The following is a 14,064-nucleotide window of genomic DNA, read 5'->3' on the forward strand; positions in this document are numbered from 1 at the left end:
TGAGCCGGGCCACGTGTGACCGCCGGCCTACTCCGGCCGGGCGAACTCCGCCTCGACGATGTCCGGGTTGATCTCGGTGCCGTGGTGCTCGCCACGGCAGATGGCGGCCATCAGGCCGTCCTTCTCGATGTCGAACACGTGCAGCGGCAGGCCGTGGTCGCGGGCCAGGATGAACGCGGTCTGGTCCATCACGGCCAGCCGGCGCGACAGCACCTCGTCGTAGGGCAGGCGCTCGTAGCGGCGGGCGTCGGGGTTGGTGCGCGGGTCGGTGTCGTAGACGCCGTCGGTGCCGTGCTTGGCCACCAGCAGCGCGTCCGCGCCGATCTCCAGGGCGCGCTGCACGCTCGGGTAGTCGGTGGTGATGAACGGCTGCCCGTTGCCGCCGGAGAAGATCAGGATCGCGTCCTTCTCCAGGTGCCGCTTGGCGCGCAGCCGCAGGAACGGCTCGGCGACGGCGTTGATCGGGATCGCGGTCATGACGCGGACGTTCTCCTCGCCGCCGGCGGACAGCTTGCCGCGCAGCAGGAGGCCGTTGATCACGGTGCCGAGCATGCCGATGTTGTCGGCCTCGACGCGGTCGATCCCCCAGGTCTCGGACCGGTTGCCGCGGAACACGTTCCCGCCGCCGACGACGACCGCGACCTGCACCCCGAGCGCGCGCATCTGCCGGATCTGGTCGGCGAGGTGGGCGAGGGCCTGCGCGGAGAACCCGAAGCCGTCGGCACCGGCCATCGCCTGTCCGCTGAGCTTGATGACCACCCGGTTGTACTTCATCTGTCCCGACCCGCTCCTCAGTGCCGCCCGACCCGATCCGGGGAGCCAGCCTACGGAGCCGTGCCGGACCGGGCCGCGGGGGGATCTGCGGCGCCGCCCGGTCAGGTGATGTCGTCGTAGCGGGGCGGCTCGGGTGCGGTCCCGTTCGCCCCGGCACCGGGGCGGCCGTTCGCCGCGCCCGTGGCGCCACCGGTCGGGGGAACGACGTGCGTCGGGGTGGCGGACACCGGGGCGGACACCGGGGCGGACACCGGGGCGGGCGGCTCGATCCGGGACGGCCCCTCGATCGGCGACGGCGTGGTGTCCAGCGGCGACGGCTCGTCCGGGTCCAGGGAGTCCCAGCCCTCGGCGGCCCGCCGGCGGGCCCGGCGGCGGTCGGTGATCCGGCAGACCTGGATGGCCGCCTCGAACAGCAGGGTCAGCGCGAACGCCAACGCCAGCATCGAGATGGGGTCCTGGCCGGGCGTGGCGATCGCGGCGAAGCAGAACAGCCCGAAGATCAGCCCGCGCCGGGAGCGGCGCAACAGGTCGTAGGACACGACCCCGGCCGCGTTGAGCGCGACGACCAGCAGCGGGATCAGGAAGCTGACCCCGAAGATGACGATCAGGTTGACGACCAGGGAGAAGTACGACGTGCCGGTCAGTGCCGTCGTCTGGATCTCGCTACCGATGGTGAGCAGGAAGCCGAGCGCCTGCGGGATGATCAGGTAGGCCAGCACCGCGCCGGCGACGAACAGCACCGCGGCGACCGAGACGAAGCTCAGCGCGTAGCGGCGCTCCTTCTTCAGCAGACCAGGGGTGATGAACCCCCACAGCTGGTAGAGCCAGATCGGGCAGGCCAGGATCATCCCGGCCGTGGCCCCGACCTTCAGGCGCAGCATGAACTGGTCGAACGGGGTGGTGCCGAGCAGGGTGCAGACGTTCGGGTCCGCCGTCAGCGACGCGCGCGCCGAGGGCGGCAGGGAGCAGTAGGGCTCCTTGAGCAGCTCCCCCAGGCTGGGGAAGCCGAAGAACGAGACCTCGAACCAGATGTAGCCGAACACCGTCGTCACCACGATCGCGGCGAGCGAGATGCCGAGCCGGTTGCGCAGCTCGTAGAGGTGCTCGATCAGGGTCATGGTCCCGTCGGGGTTGAGCCTGCGCTTCCGACGGAACGGTGCCTTCACGGGAGGAGGTGCCTCAGGCGGCCGGGCCGGCGGGCCGGTCGGTGGCCTGCGCCGGTGCCTGCGGTTGCTGCGGGGCCTGCTGCTGCGGGGCCGGTGTGGTCTGCTGCGGCGCCGGGGCGGCCGCGGGCAGCTCCTGGGCGGGCTTGGGCTCCTCGCCCTGACGGGTGCGGGCGTCGTCGTCCTTGAGGCCCTTCATCTCGCCCTTGAACACGCGGGCGGACTGGCCGACCGAACGCGCCATCTCGGGCAGCTTCTTCGCGCCGAACAGCAGGAGCAGAACGGCGATGATGATCAGCCACTCGTAGCCACCGGGCATGGGTCCACCTCGCGTCGATCGGGCCGGGTCAGGACCGAGTGTAGACACGGGCGAATCGGTCGCCCGGTCCCCCCGTCGTCGGACGTGGCCACGGTCACCCGGTGTTCATCCCGTCGTCGTCATCCTGTCGCATTCACGCGTCGGTGACGGGCGGTGTGACCTAGGGTGACGCGTCGGCGGTCCGCAGGGCCTCGCGGGCCCGGTCGCGCACCGCCGTGGCCAGCTCGGGCGGTTCGAGGATGCGGGCCGAGCCGCCGAGGCCGAGTACGAGACGGACCAGCCAGTCGTCGTCGGCGAAGCGGAGCAGCACCCGCAGCCGGTCGTCGCCGCCCGCCGGTGCGGGCACCGGGTCCGGCGCGCCGGGCGGCGGGTCGCCCTCGACCAGCTCGCCGGCGGCGGTGCGCACCTCGTCGACCGGGTAGTACTCGGCGACCCAGTGGGCGTCCGGTTCGAGCTCCAGGACCGCGTACCGGTGCTCGGCACGCGGGCTGAACAGCCCGTGCGAGACGTCGACGGGCCGTGCCTCGGGGTGTGCGCGGGCCGGTTCGTCGAGCTCCTCGGCCTGCTCGACCCGGTCCAGGCGGAACATCCGCACGTCCTCGGCCCGGCGGCACCACGCCTCCAGGTAGCCGCGCCCGCCGCTGACGACCAGCCGCATCGGGTCGACGTCGCGGCGGGACACCGCGTCGCGGCCCGCGGTGAAGTAGACGATGCGCAGCGCGCGCCCGCGGTCCAGGGCCCGGCGCACGACGGCGGTGGTGTCGCGCTCGCCGATCCCGGACTCGACGGTGACCAGGCCGCCCGGACCGGCCGCCTCCCCCACCGCGGCCTCGACCTTGGCGATGGCCCGCCCGACGGCGTCGGAGTCGACCACCCCGGCGGTCTGGTGCAGCATGCGCAGCGCCACGAGCAACGCGGTCGCCTCGGTCGTGGTCAGGCGCAGCGGCCGGGTCAGCCCGGCGTCGAAGACGACGTCGACGGTGTCCCCGGCGAAGGACAGGTCGACCAGGTCACCCGGCCCGTAGCCGGGCAGGCCGCACATCCACAGCAGCTCCAGGTCCTTGCGCAGCTGCCGCTCGTCGACGCCGAAGTCCGCGGCGGCCTCGGCGACCGGCACCCCTGGGTGCGCGCGCAGGTAGGGCACCAGCGACAACAGCCGGGGCAGGCGCTGGGCGACGCCCTGACGGCTCACGTGCGGGCCCCCCGGGCTCCGGCGCCGAGCGCGGCCTCCCACAGCTCGCGGACCGCGCGGGCCAGCTCCGGCGGGTCCAGGACGGCGACGTCCGGGCCGTGCCCGGCCAGCCAGCGCGCGACGGTGCCCCGGTCACGCAGGTCCAGCTCGATCTCCACGCCCGGACGGCCCGCGTGCTCGCGCGGCCCGCGCTCGCGGCCGGTGCGGCGCAGCCCGGCCGCGCGTCCCGCCGCGACCCAGACCCGCGCGGTCCCCGACACCGGCTGCGGGCCCGCCGAGGCGCGCACCAGGGCCCGCAGGTCGACGCCGTCGGGCACGGTGACCGCGCCCAGCAGCGGCGCGAGCGCCGGCTCGCCCGCGGCGGCACCGGGGCGGATCGCCGCGGCCGGGGTCTCGGCGACCTCGACGCCGGCGGCGCGCAGCTTCACCAGCGCGCCGTGCGCGGCCCCGGCCAGCTCCGGGGAGTCCCAGAGGTTCCCGGCCAGCGCGACGACGGTCGCCTCGTCCGGGTCGAGGTGGATCTCGCCGAGCTCGTAGTCGGCCCGGGCGATCCGGTAGCCCTCGACCGTGTCGAACACCGAGTTGTGGCCGGTCTCCAGGGGCACGCCCAGCTCCCGCAGCTCGGCCTTGTCCCGCTCGAACATCCGGAAGAACGCCTCGTCGCCGGCGCCGTCGGCGTAGCCGGGGACGATGGACCGGATCCGTTCCGCGGACAGGTACTGGCGCGTCGACATCAGGCAGAGCACCAGGTTGACCAGTCGCTCGGCGCGGGCGGAGGACACGACGGGCATCGTAGCCAGGCCGGACGGGGCGGATCGGGCGCCCCGGGCCGCGGGCACCCGGGACCGCGCCGGGTACCGGTCACCGCTGACCGGTGTCTCATCCTGCGACAGGGTCGTTGACGACGGCCCGCGCACGGCAAAGGCTCGACCCCGGGTGCGGCGCCGCGGCCGTACCGGCACGTGGAGGTGGCGCATGTCCGGCGAGCAGGAGACCTACAACCCGTGGACCGTGGTGAACCTGGTGTTCCACCACCTGGCCGACCAGGGCCTGCGCCCGGTGCTCGGGGAGACCGGGGACCCGGCCGCGGCCGCGACCGGGCTGCTGCGGTCCCTGGGGATCGCCCCGGCACCGGAGAAGGCGGGTCCGGCCGACCCGGAGGTCCAGGACGAGCTGGCCGAGCTGCGGCGCCGGATCATGCCCGGGATCGAGTGACCGCGCGCCGGTGATCTAGTTTGCGCTCCGCACGGACGGACCGGTCCGCGGGGAGGGGCGCCGATGGAGCAGCAGACCGAGCGCGCGATCGTGCAGCGGCAGCTCGAGGAGCTGCACGCGGCGATCGGGGGCCCCGGTGGGGTGCCCGACGGGCGGGTCGTCGCCTACTACCCGCCGGCGATGGCCGAGCGGGCGCACCTGTTCGGGCTGGCCGCCACCGACATCGAGGGCACCCAGTGGGAGGTCGGCGACGCCAGGGTCCGCTTCCCGCTGCACTCCATCTCGAAGGTGTTCACCTACGGCCTGGCGCTGGAGGACAACGGCCGCGAGGAGGTCCTGCTGCGGGTCGGGGTCGAGCCGTCCGGGGACCCGTTCAACTCGATCAGCTTCGACGAGGTCAACCACCGCCCGTTCAACCCGATGATCAACGCGGGGGCGCTGGTCGCGGTGAACCTGGTGCACGGCGCGACCCGGGAGGAGAAGGTCGAGCGGCTGCTGACCCGGCTGCGGATCTACGCGGGCAACCCCGACCTGGCCGTCGACGAGGACGTCCTCGCCGAGCAGCTGGTCTCCAACGACCGCAACGTCGCCCTGTCCTACCTCATGCGCAGCCTGGGGATGCTGCACGGCAACATCGAGGACAACCTCTACGTCTACCTGGCGGCCTGCTCGGTCACGGTCACCGCGAGCGAGCTGTCGACGATGGCGGCGACCCTGGCCCGGGGCGGGGCGAACCCGTTCACCGGGGTGCCCGCGCTGCCCCGCACCTACACCCGGGACGTGCTGAGCGTGATGAGCATGTGCGGCATGTACGACGCCGCCGGACAGTGGGCCTACGAGGTCGGCATCCCGGCCAAGTCCAGCGTGTCCGGGGCGATCCTGGCGGCGATCCCGGACGCGATCGGGGTCGGCGTCTACTCCCCCGGGCTGGACCGGCACGGCAACTCGGTCCGCGGGGTGGCGGTGTGCCGGGAGCTGTCCGACCGGTTCGGGCTGCACGTGTTCGCCGACCCGTCGGAGTCGCGGCTGGGCCGGATCGTGCGCCCGGGCCGGCGCGAGGAGACCACCGAGATGTACCCCTCCGGCGACGGCTGGCTGCCCGACGGGATCGGCGAGGCGCCCTGACCGGGGCGCGGGCCGTCGCCCCGGCGGACGGAAACCGGGTGCCGCGGGTCCGGGCCGCGGTCATGCTGCGGGGGTGTCCAGCTACCGCCGTCCGGTCGTCGTGACCGGGCCGTTCCGCGACGCCGACGGCTCGGTGATCCCCTACGGCCACCGGTGGGACTCCGACGGCCCGCCCGAGGACAGCTACTCGGTGGTGACCCACCCGGAGCGGTTCCGGCCGCTGCACGCCGTCGCCGACGCGCTGGTCGCGGACCTGGCGGAACGGTTCGACGTCGAGCTGTCCGAGCTGCCCGAGGACCCGGCGACCACCGGGGACGCCGCGGAGCTTCTGCCCGACACCGTCCTGCGGACGACGTCGCTGCGTCCGCGCGATCCGGCGGCCGCCACGCTGACCGTTACGTGGACGGCGCTTCCCGGGCTCGGCCTCGCCGCCGGGGCCTGGTGGCGGTCGTCGCTGCCCGTGTGCGGCTGCGACGCCTGCGACGACGACGTGGAGCGGCTCGCCGACGAACTGGAGCGGACCGTGGGGGCGATCACGGCGGGCGCCTTCCGGGAGTGGCGGGTCCGCCGGGCCGACCGCATGTGGCACGGCCACGCCCTCGGCCCCTACGCGGGCGGGTCGTCCTCCGGCGAGTCGTGGGCCGCGACGGAGGACGAGGAGGACCTCGGCCCGGCAGGCCCGAACGACCGTCGCTGGGCCCCCTGGCCCACCCGGCGCGACGGCTGAGCCCGCGGCCGGGCCCGGCGCCGTCGGTACGGTGCGCCCGGACACCCCCGACGAAAGGGACACCGATGGTCGCCCAGGCCGAGCGTGAACTGGTCCAGCAGCAGTTCGAGGAGCTCCGCAGCACCTGCACCGCGGGGAGCGGCATCCTGCTGCCCGGCGAGGAGGTCGTCAGCTACTACCCGCCGGAGATGGAGGCCCGGGCCGAGGAGTTCGGCCTGGCCGGCACGAACGTCGACGGCACGCAGTGGCAGGTCGGCGACTGCGAGGTCCGCTTCCCACTGCACTCGATCTCGAAGGTCTTCACCTACGGGCTCGCGCTGGAGGACAACGGCCTGGCCGAGACGCTGCGCCGGATCGGCGTGGAGCCCTCCGGGGACCCGTTCAACTCCATCACCTTCGACCACGTGCACCACCGCCCGTTCAACCCGATGATCAACGCCGGGGCGCTGGTCGCGGCGAACATGGTGCAGGGGGCGACGAAGGAGGAGCGGGCCGGGCGGCTGCTGGAGCGCAACCGGGTCTACACCGGCAACCCGTCGCTGGAGATCGACCAGGACGTCCTCGACGAGCAGCTGGTCTCCAACGACCGCAACCTCGGGCTCAGCTACCTCATGCGGAGCCTGGGGATGCTGCACGGCGACATCGACGACACCCTCTACGTCTACCTCGCCGCCTGCTCGATCACGGTCACCGCGCCGGAGCTGTCGGTGATGGGCGCGACACTCGCGCACGGCGGGGTCAACCCGCTGACCGGTGAGCGGGCGCTGTCCCGCGAGCACCTGCGCACGGTGATCAGCGTGATGAGCATGTGCGGCATGTACGACGCCGCGGGCGAGTGGGCGCACGACGTCGGCATCCCGGCCAAGAGCGGGGTGTCCGGCGGGATCATGGGTGTGCTGCCGCGCTGGTTCGGGCTCGGCGTGTACTCCCCCGGCCTGGACCGGCACGGCAACTCGGTGCGCGGGGTCGCGGTCTGCCGGGAGCTGTCGTCGCGGTTCGGGCTGCACGTGTTCGCCGACCCGCAGGAGTCGCGCTTCGGCCGGATCGCCCAGCCGGACTGAGCCGTGGCCCCGGGGTGGGTGCACCCCCACCCCGGGGGCGGCGGTCAGAGCGAGGCGATCAGGCGGTCCACCCGCTCGTCGACGGCGCGGAACGGGTCCTTGCACAGCACGGTGCGCTGGGCCTGGTCGTTCAGCTTCAGGTGCACCCAGTCGACGGTGAAGTCCCGCCCGGCGGCCTGGGCCGCGGCGATGAAGTCACCGCGCAGCTTCGCCCGGGTCGACTGCGGCGGGGTGTCCTTCGCGGCCTCGATCTCGCCGTCGTCGGTGACCCGGTCGACCAGCGCCTTGCGCTGCAGCATGTCGAACAGGCCGCGGCCCCGGCGGACGTCGTGGTAGGCCAGGTCGAGCTGGGCGACCCGGGCGCTGGACAGGTCCAGGTCGTGCTTGGCCCGGTAGCGCTCCACCAGCCGGTGCTTGATCGCCCAGTCGATCTCGCGGTCGATCTTCGACAGGTCCTGGGACTCGATGGCGTCCAGCGTGCGTCCCCACAGCTCGACGACGCGCGCCATCGCCGGGTCCGGGTGCCCGGTCGCCTCCAGGTACTCGACGGCGCGGGCGTGGTACTCGCGCTGGATGTCCAGCGCCGAGGCCTCCCGGCCACCGGCCATCCGCACCGGGCGACGCCCGGTGAGGTCGTGGCTGATCTCGCGGATCGCGCGGATCGGGTTGTCCAGGGTGAAGTCCCGGAACTGGACGCCGGCCTCGATCATCTCCAGCACCAGGGTGGCCGACCCGACCTTGAGCAGGGTCGTCACCTCGGACATGTTCGAGTCCCCGACGATCACGTGCAGCCGCCGGTAGCGCTCGGCGTCGGCGTGCGGCTCGTCGCGGGTGTTGATGATCGGCCGGGACCGGGTCGTCGCGGAGGAGACGCCCTCCCAGATGTGCTCGGCGCGCTGGGACAGGCAGTAGACCGCGCCGCGCGGGGTCTGCAGGACCTTCCCGGCACCGCAGATGAGCTGGCGGGTGACCAGGAACGGCAGGAGCACGTCGGCGATCCGGGAGAACTCGCCCTGCCGCGCGACGAGGTAGTTCTCGTGGCAGCCGTAGGAGTTGCCCGCGGAGTCGGTGTTGTTCTTGAACAGGTAGATGTCGCCGCCGATGCCCTCGTCGACCAGCCGTCGTTCGGCGTCGACGAGGAGGTCCTCGAGGATCCGTTCACCGGCCTTGTCGTGGGACACCAGCTGGGTCAGGGAGTCGCATTCCGCCGTGGCGTACTCGGGGTGCGACCCGACGTCGAGGTAGAGACGGGCACCGTTGCGGAGGAAGACGTTGGAGGACCGGCCCCACGACACCACCCGACGGAAGAGGTAGCGCGCCACCTCGTCCGGGGACAGCCGGCGCTGCCCGTGGAAGGTGCACGTGACACCGAACTCCGTCTCGACCCCGAAGATCCGACGCTGCATGCCGTTCAGGGTAGGCGCCCGACCCCCTCTACTGTCACGACTGTGAGTGGATGGTTCGAACGCGTCGCCCGCAGGTCCCGTCGACTGGACCGCGGGGCGGACTCGGTGTCCCGGGCCGACCGGGCGGTCACCGAGTTCATCTCGAGCCGTCCACCGAGCCGGGTGGACACCTCGCTGCGGCGGCTGACCCGCACCGCCGACCACAGCGTGCTGTGGTTCGCGATCGCCGCGGTGCTGTCGGTGCGCCGGGGAGCCGGGCGCAAGGCGGCGATGCGCGGGATCGCGTCCATCGCGCTGACCAGCTTCACCGCGAACGCGCTGCTCAAGCCGTTGTTGCCGCGCCGGCGCCCGGCCGCGGCCGAGCTGCCGGCCTACCGGACGGTGGCCGACCCGCCGTCGTCGTCGTCGTTCCCGTCGGGGCACGCCGCCTCGGCCGCGGCGTTCGCGACGGCGGTGGTGATGGAGAACCGCCGGGCCGCACCGGTCGTGGTGCCGCTGGCGGCGCTGGTGGGCTGGTCACGGGTGCACGTGGGGGTGCACTGGACCTCCGACGTGCTCGTCGGCGCGGCGATCGGCACCGGCGTGGCGAAGCTGACGAACCGCTGGTGGCCGGTGCGCCCCAGCGACGAGGCCCGTGCCCGCCCGATCGACACCGTGCCGGCGCTGCCGCAGGGCGAGGGCCTGGTCATCGTGTCGAACCCGTTCTCCGGGCCGCCCGACACCGACGTGTCCGAGGAGGTCCGGGAGCGGCTGCCCGCCGCGCACCACCTGGTGGTCGGCGACGGGGTGAAGGTCGAGGACATGCTGGAGGACGCGCTGGCCGAGCGCGGGCAGTGGGTGCGCGCCGTGGGTGTCGCGGGCGGCGACGGCACCGTCGCCACCGCCGCCGCGGTCGCCGACCGGCACGGCCTGCCGCTGGTCGTCGTGCCGGGCGGGACGCTGAACCACTTCGCGCGCGACGTCGGCGTCTACGACACCCAGGAGGCCGTCGACGCCACCCAGGCCGGGGAGGCCGTCGCGGTCGATCTGGCGCTGGTCGAGGCCCACCCGGGCCGGCTCGACGACCCCGAGGACATCTCGGTCACCCGCACCCGCTACTTCATCAACACCGCCTCGATCGGCTCCTACCCGGAGCTGGTGCGGCTGCGGGAGCAGTGGCAGCCGCGCTACGGCAAGTGGCCGGCGTTCGCCGCGGCCCTGATCACCGTGCTGCAGCGCTCGGAGAAGATCAGCGTGAAGATCGAGGGCCGCTGGTACAAGGTGTGGTTCCTGTTCGTCGGGAACGGGCCGTACTACCCGCGCGGCGCGGTCCCGGCGTGGCGGCCGACGCTGGACTCGGGCCTGCTCGACGTGCGCTGGCTGCGGGCCGACGTGCGGTTCTCCCGGCTGCGGGTGGTGATCGCGCTGATCCTGGGCGCCCTGGGGCACAGCCGGGTCTACCACCAGCGGGAGGTGCCCAGCCTCGACGTCGAGCTGCTGGAGCCGAGCATGCTGGCCACCGACGGCGAGGTCGTCGAGGAGGCCGGGCGCTACACCTTCCGGCTCGCCGAGAAGCCGATCCCGGTCTACCGCCGCGACGAGGAGCGCTGGACCGGGCGGGACCGGCCGTTCCAGGGGTGAGACCCGTGCTGCTGCGCTCGGTCCGCCCGCTGCGGCCCGGCTGCGACGGCCTGGGCGGTCCGGTCGACGTGCTCCTGGACGGGGGCCGGGTGCGCGCCGTGGGCGCCGGGCTCGACCCGGGCGGCGCCGAGGTCGTCGAGTGCGACGGGCGGGCGCTGCTGCCGGGGTTGTGGGACCACCACGTGCACATGGCCCAGTGGGCGCTGGCCCGCCGCAGGCTGGACGTGTCCGGCGCCCGCTCGGCCGCCGACGCCGCGGCGCTCGTCGCGCGGCGGCTGGCGACCGCGCCACCGGCCGCCGGTGAGGTGCTGGTCGGGTTCGGGTTCCGCGACGCGCTGTGGCCCGACGAGGCGCACCGCGCGCTGCTCGACCCGGTCACCGGTGACACCCCCGTCGTGCTCGTGTCCGGGGACCTGCACCAGGGCTGGCTCAACGGCGCCGCGCTGGCCCGCTTCGGGCACGACGGGCACCCGACCGGCCGGATCCGGGAGTCGGAGTTCTTCGCCGTCGTCTCCCCCGCGCTGCAGGACGCGCCGACCGAGGCCCTCGACGGGTTCGTCGCCGACGCCGTCACCGCGGCCTCGGCACGCGGGGTGGTCGGCGTCGTCGACTTCGAGGCGCCGTGGTCGCTGCCGGACTGGCGACGCCGGATCGCCGGCGGCACGACCGGTTTGCGGGTCGAGGCGTCGGTGTGGCCCGACCGTCTCGACGACGCCCTGGCCACCGGGCTGCGCACCGGCGACGTCGTCGAGGGCACCGACGGCCTGCTCACCGCCGGCCCGCTGAAGGTGATCACCGACGGGTCGCTCAACACCCGCACCGCCTACTGCTACGACCCCTACCCCGCGCCGCCGGAGAACCCCCTGGAGCACCCGTGCGGGCTGCTGCTGGTGCCGCCGGACGAGCTGCGCCCGCTGCTGGCCCGTGCGCACGCGGGTGGGCTCACCGCGGCCCTGCACGCCATCGGTGACCACGCCAACACCCTGGTCCTCGACGCGTTCGCCGCGACCGGGGCCCGCGGGCGGGTCGAGCACGCCCAGCTGCTGACCGGCGACGACGTCCCCCGCTTCGCCGGTCTCGGCCTGGTCGCGAGCGTGCAGCCCGAGCACGCCCTCGACGACCGCGACGTCGCCGACCGGCTCTGGGCGGGCCGCACCGACCGGGCGTTCGCGTTCGCGTCGCTGCACCGCGCCGGAGCCCGCCTCGCCCTCGGCTCCGACGCCCCGGTCGCGCCGCTGGACCCGTGGATCGCGCTCGCCGCCGCCGTGCACCGCACCGCCGACGACCGGGACCGCTGGCACCCCGAGCAGGAGATCGACCGGGCGACCGCGCTCGACGCGTCGTTCGGGGTGGTCGACGGCGCGACCGCGGCGGTCGCCGTCGGCGCCCGGGCCGACCTCGTGCTCACCGAGGCCGACCCCACCTCCTGCGAACCGGCCGTGCTGCGCGCCATGCCGGTGGCCGGGACGCTGGTCGGCGGGCGCTGGACCCACCGCTCGGGGGTCTGAGGGTGCACCGCCGGGTCACCGGGCCGACCGGGCCGGGTGTGCTGGAGGAGATCGCGCTGCCGTCCGGGCCGTTGACGGTGCTGCGCCCAGCCGACCCGGACGTCGTGGCGTTCGAGCCGGTGCCGGGGCCCGGTGGCAGCGAGGAGCTGCACCCGCCCCACTGGGCGCGGCTCTGGCCCGCGGGCCGGGCGCTGGCGCACGCGGTCGACGAGGCCGGTCCGGGGTGGCTCGCCGGGCGTCGGGTGCTGGAGCTGGGGTGCGGGCTGGGACTGCCGTCGCTGGCCGCGGCCCGCGCCGGGGCCGGAACGGTGCTCGCCACCGACCGGTCGGCCGCCGCCGTCGCCTGGGTCGCGGCGTCGGCCCGCCGGTGCGGGCTGGCGGTGGGCACCGCGGCGGTCCCGTTCGACCGGGCGGGCGACGGCGGCGCGCGCTGCGACCTGGTGCTGGCCGCCGACGTGCTCTACGGCGTGGCCGCCGCCGACGCGCTCGCCGCGCTGCTGCCGCGGGTGACCGCCCCCGACGGGCAGGTGTGGCTGGCCGACCCGGGTCGCCCCGAGACGCCGCGCTGGCTCGCCGCCGCCCGGGAGGTCTGGACGGTCACGACCCGGCCGCTGCCCGACGGGGTGGACCTGCACGTCCTGCGCCGTCCCTGACCGTGCGGCGGGGTGTGCCGGGCGCTGCGGATGCCGTCGCCCCGACCGGCTGCGATCATGAGCGGTGCGCCGCGCAACGACCTCCGGAAGGGGTTCCGCCATCCTCCGACTGCCTCGGGCCGCCGCCTTCGCCGGCCTGGCCGTGACGTTCGCCGTGGTCATGCTCGGGGCGACGATGCCGACCCCGATGTATGCGCTCTACCAGCACGAGCTCGGGTTCTCCGCCACCGTCCAGACAGTGATCTTCGCCGTCTACGCGGTCGGGGTGCTCGCCGCGCTGCTGGTCACCGGACGGTGGTCGGACCAGCTGGGACGGCGGCCGATGCTGCTGGCGGGGGTGGCGCTGTCGCTGGCGTCGAGCCTGGTGTTCCTGGTGGCGGGCCCGGTGTGGGTGCTGCTGGTCGGACGGCTGCTGTCCGGCTTCTCCGCCGGCATCTTCGCCGGGGCGGCGACCGCCGCGGTCATCGAGGCCGCGCCGGAGTCCTGGCGGGAACGCGGGGCCGCGGTCGCGACCGTCGCGAACATCGGCGGGCTCGGGCTGGGCGCGGCGCTCGCCGGGGTGGCCGTGGAGTACCTGCCGGCGCCGCTGCACCTGTCCTTCGCGGTGCACGCCGTCGCCGTCGCGCTGTGCGGGCTGCTCGTGCTGGGCGCACCGGAGACCGTGACCGACCTGCCCGCGCGCCCGGTGTTGCGGCCCCAGCGCCCCGAGGTGCCGCCCGCGGTGCGCGCGGTGTTCGGGGTCGCCGCGACGGCCGGGGTCGCCGGGTTCGCGGTGCTGGGCCTGTTCACCGCGCTGTCCCCGCGGATCGTGTCCGAGCTGATCGGGAACCCGAGCCACGCCGTCGCCGGGGCGATGTCGCTGCTGCTGCTGGGCGCCTCGGTGCTCGCCCAGCTCGCGGTCCGCACCGCGCCGACCGGGCGGATCCTGCACCTGGGCTGTGTGCTGTTGGCGGCCGGGGCGGCGCTCGTCGCGGTGTCGGTGGCGCGGGGCTCGATGGTCGAGCTGGTCGTCGGCGCGGTGGTCGCGGGCGTCGGTCAGGGGATGACGTTCTCCAAGGGCCTGGCCGCGGTGAACGCGCGGGTGGCGGCCCACCAGCGGGCGGGGACGACGTCGTCGTACTTCGTGGTGCTCTACGTCGCGATCTCGCTGCCGGTGGTCGGGCTGGGGGCGGCGAGCCAGGCGTGGGGGCTGCGGACCGCGGGCATCGTGTTCTGCGTGGCGGTCGCGGTGCTCGCGCTGCTGGCGCTGGCGGCGCTGCTGGTGCTCGACCGTCGTGACGCGCGGAGCCCGGGGTGAGCCG

General features: G+C 74.5%; 14 protein-coding genes. 8 read left to right on the forward strand and 6 right to left on the reverse strand.

Features of this window, described 5'->3' with window-relative positions; genetic code table 11:
• Positions 1 to 27 precede the first annotated feature (27 nt).
• The 5 genes from pyrH to Ae331Ps2_RS24265 all read right to left on the reverse strand — a co-directional run bounded on the left by pyrH (position 28) and on the right by Ae331Ps2_RS24265 (position 4,230).
• Positions 28 to 774: a UMP kinase gene (gene pyrH / locus Ae331Ps2_RS24245; protein WP_020625403.1), complete on the reverse strand. Its 747-nt coding sequence runs from the start codon at positions 772 to 774 to the stop codon at positions 28 to 30.
• 101 nt (positions 775 to 875) lie between these two features.
• Positions 876 to 1,892 carry a twin-arginine translocase subunit TatC gene (gene tatC, locus Ae331Ps2_RS24250; RefSeq protein ID WP_139319006.1) on the reverse strand — a complete coding sequence of 339 codons (1,017 nt, stop codon included), beginning with the start codon at positions 1,890 to 1,892 and terminating at the stop codon, positions 876 to 878.
• Between the two features lie 61 nt (positions 1,893 to 1,953).
• On the reverse strand, positions 1,954 to 2,256 hold the full coding sequence (tatA, locus tag Ae331Ps2_RS24255; RefSeq protein ID WP_075306322.1) for a Sec-independent protein translocase subunit TatA: 303 nt from the start codon (positions 2,254 to 2,256) through the stop codon (positions 1,954 to 1,956).
• A gap of 160 nt (positions 2,257 to 2,416) precedes the next feature.
• Complete coding sequence (locus Ae331Ps2_RS24260; RefSeq protein ID WP_075311781.1) at positions 2,417 to 3,448, reverse strand: YafY family protein; 1,032 nt, start codon at positions 3,446 to 3,448, stop codon at positions 2,417 to 2,419.
• Positions 3,445 to 4,230, reverse strand: coding sequence for a YafY family protein (locus tag Ae331Ps2_RS24265; protein WP_075311783.1), 786 nt, complete (start codon positions 4,228 to 4,230; stop codon positions 3,445 to 3,447). Before Ae331Ps2_RS24265 ends, Ae331Ps2_RS24260 begins: the two co-directional genes overlap by 4 nt.
• Before the next feature lie 193 nt (positions 4,231 to 4,423).
• Between Ae331Ps2_RS24265 and Ae331Ps2_RS24270 the strand changes: the two genes are divergently transcribed.
• The 4 genes from Ae331Ps2_RS24270 to glsA (Ae331Ps2_RS24285) all read left to right on the forward strand — a co-directional run bounded on the left by Ae331Ps2_RS24270 (position 4,424) and on the right by glsA (Ae331Ps2_RS24285) (position 7,576).
• Positions 4,424 to 4,663: a hypothetical protein gene (locus Ae331Ps2_RS24270; protein ID WP_075306321.1), complete on the forward strand. Its 240-nt coding sequence runs from the start codon at positions 4,424 to 4,426 to the stop codon at positions 4,661 to 4,663.
• Between the two features lie 63 nt (positions 4,664 to 4,726).
• Complete coding sequence (glsA, locus tag Ae331Ps2_RS24275; RefSeq protein ID WP_075306319.1) at positions 4,727 to 5,788, forward strand: glutaminase A; 1,062 nt, start codon at positions 4,727 to 4,729, stop codon at positions 5,786 to 5,788.
• Positions 5,789 to 5,861: 73 nt separating this feature from the next.
• Positions 5,862 to 6,515 carry a DUF6226 family protein gene (locus tag Ae331Ps2_RS24280; RefSeq protein WP_075306317.1) on the forward strand — a complete coding sequence of 218 codons (654 nt, stop codon included), beginning with the start codon at positions 5,862 to 5,864 and terminating at the stop codon, positions 6,513 to 6,515.
• A 65-nt stretch (positions 6,516 to 6,580) separates the two neighbouring features.
• Positions 6,581 to 7,576: a glutaminase A gene (gene glsA, locus Ae331Ps2_RS24285; RefSeq protein ID WP_075306315.1), complete on the forward strand. Its 996-nt coding sequence runs from the start codon at positions 6,581 to 6,583 to the stop codon at positions 7,574 to 7,576.
• Between the two features lie 44 nt (positions 7,577 to 7,620).
• Here glsA (Ae331Ps2_RS24285) and pafA read toward each other — a convergent pair whose 3' ends face one another.
• On the reverse strand, positions 7,621 to 8,982 hold the full coding sequence (pafA, locus tag Ae331Ps2_RS24290) for a Pup--protein ligase (RefSeq protein ID WP_075306313.1): 1,362 nt from the start codon (positions 8,980 to 8,982) through the stop codon (positions 7,621 to 7,623).
• A gap of 42 nt (positions 8,983 to 9,024) precedes the next feature.
• Here pafA and Ae331Ps2_RS24295 point away from each other — a divergent pair, with 42 nt between their 5' ends.
• The 4 genes from Ae331Ps2_RS24295 (at position 9,025) to Ae331Ps2_RS24310 (ending at position 14,060) form a co-directional block, all read left to right on the forward strand.
• Positions 9,025 to 10,602 carry a phosphatase PAP2 family protein gene (locus Ae331Ps2_RS24295; RefSeq protein ID WP_226358165.1) on the forward strand — a complete coding sequence of 526 codons (1,578 nt, stop codon included), beginning with the start codon at positions 9,025 to 9,027 and terminating at the stop codon, positions 10,600 to 10,602.
• Between the two features lie 5 nt (positions 10,603 to 10,607).
• Complete coding sequence (locus tag Ae331Ps2_RS24300) at positions 10,608 to 12,110, forward strand: amidohydrolase (protein ID WP_337819504.1); 1,503 nt, start codon at positions 10,608 to 10,610, stop codon at positions 12,108 to 12,110.
• A gap of 2 nt (positions 12,111 to 12,112) precedes the next feature.
• Positions 12,113 to 12,763, forward strand: a complete 651-nt coding sequence (locus Ae331Ps2_RS24305; protein ID WP_075306311.1) for a methyltransferase — start codon at positions 12,113 to 12,115, stop codon at positions 12,761 to 12,763.
• Between the two features lie 64 nt (positions 12,764 to 12,827).
• Positions 12,828 to 14,060 carry an MFS transporter gene (locus Ae331Ps2_RS24310; RefSeq protein ID WP_337819503.1) on the forward strand — a complete coding sequence of 411 codons (1,233 nt, stop codon included), beginning with the start codon at positions 12,828 to 12,830 and terminating at the stop codon, positions 14,058 to 14,060.
• The last annotated feature ends 4 nt before the right edge of the window (positions 14,061 to 14,064 follow it).

Origin of the sequence: Pseudonocardia sp. Ae331_Ps2 (assembly GCF_001932405.1) — a bacterium.
Lineage (GTDB): Bacteria > Actinomycetota > Actinomycetes > Mycobacteriales > Pseudonocardiaceae > Pseudonocardia.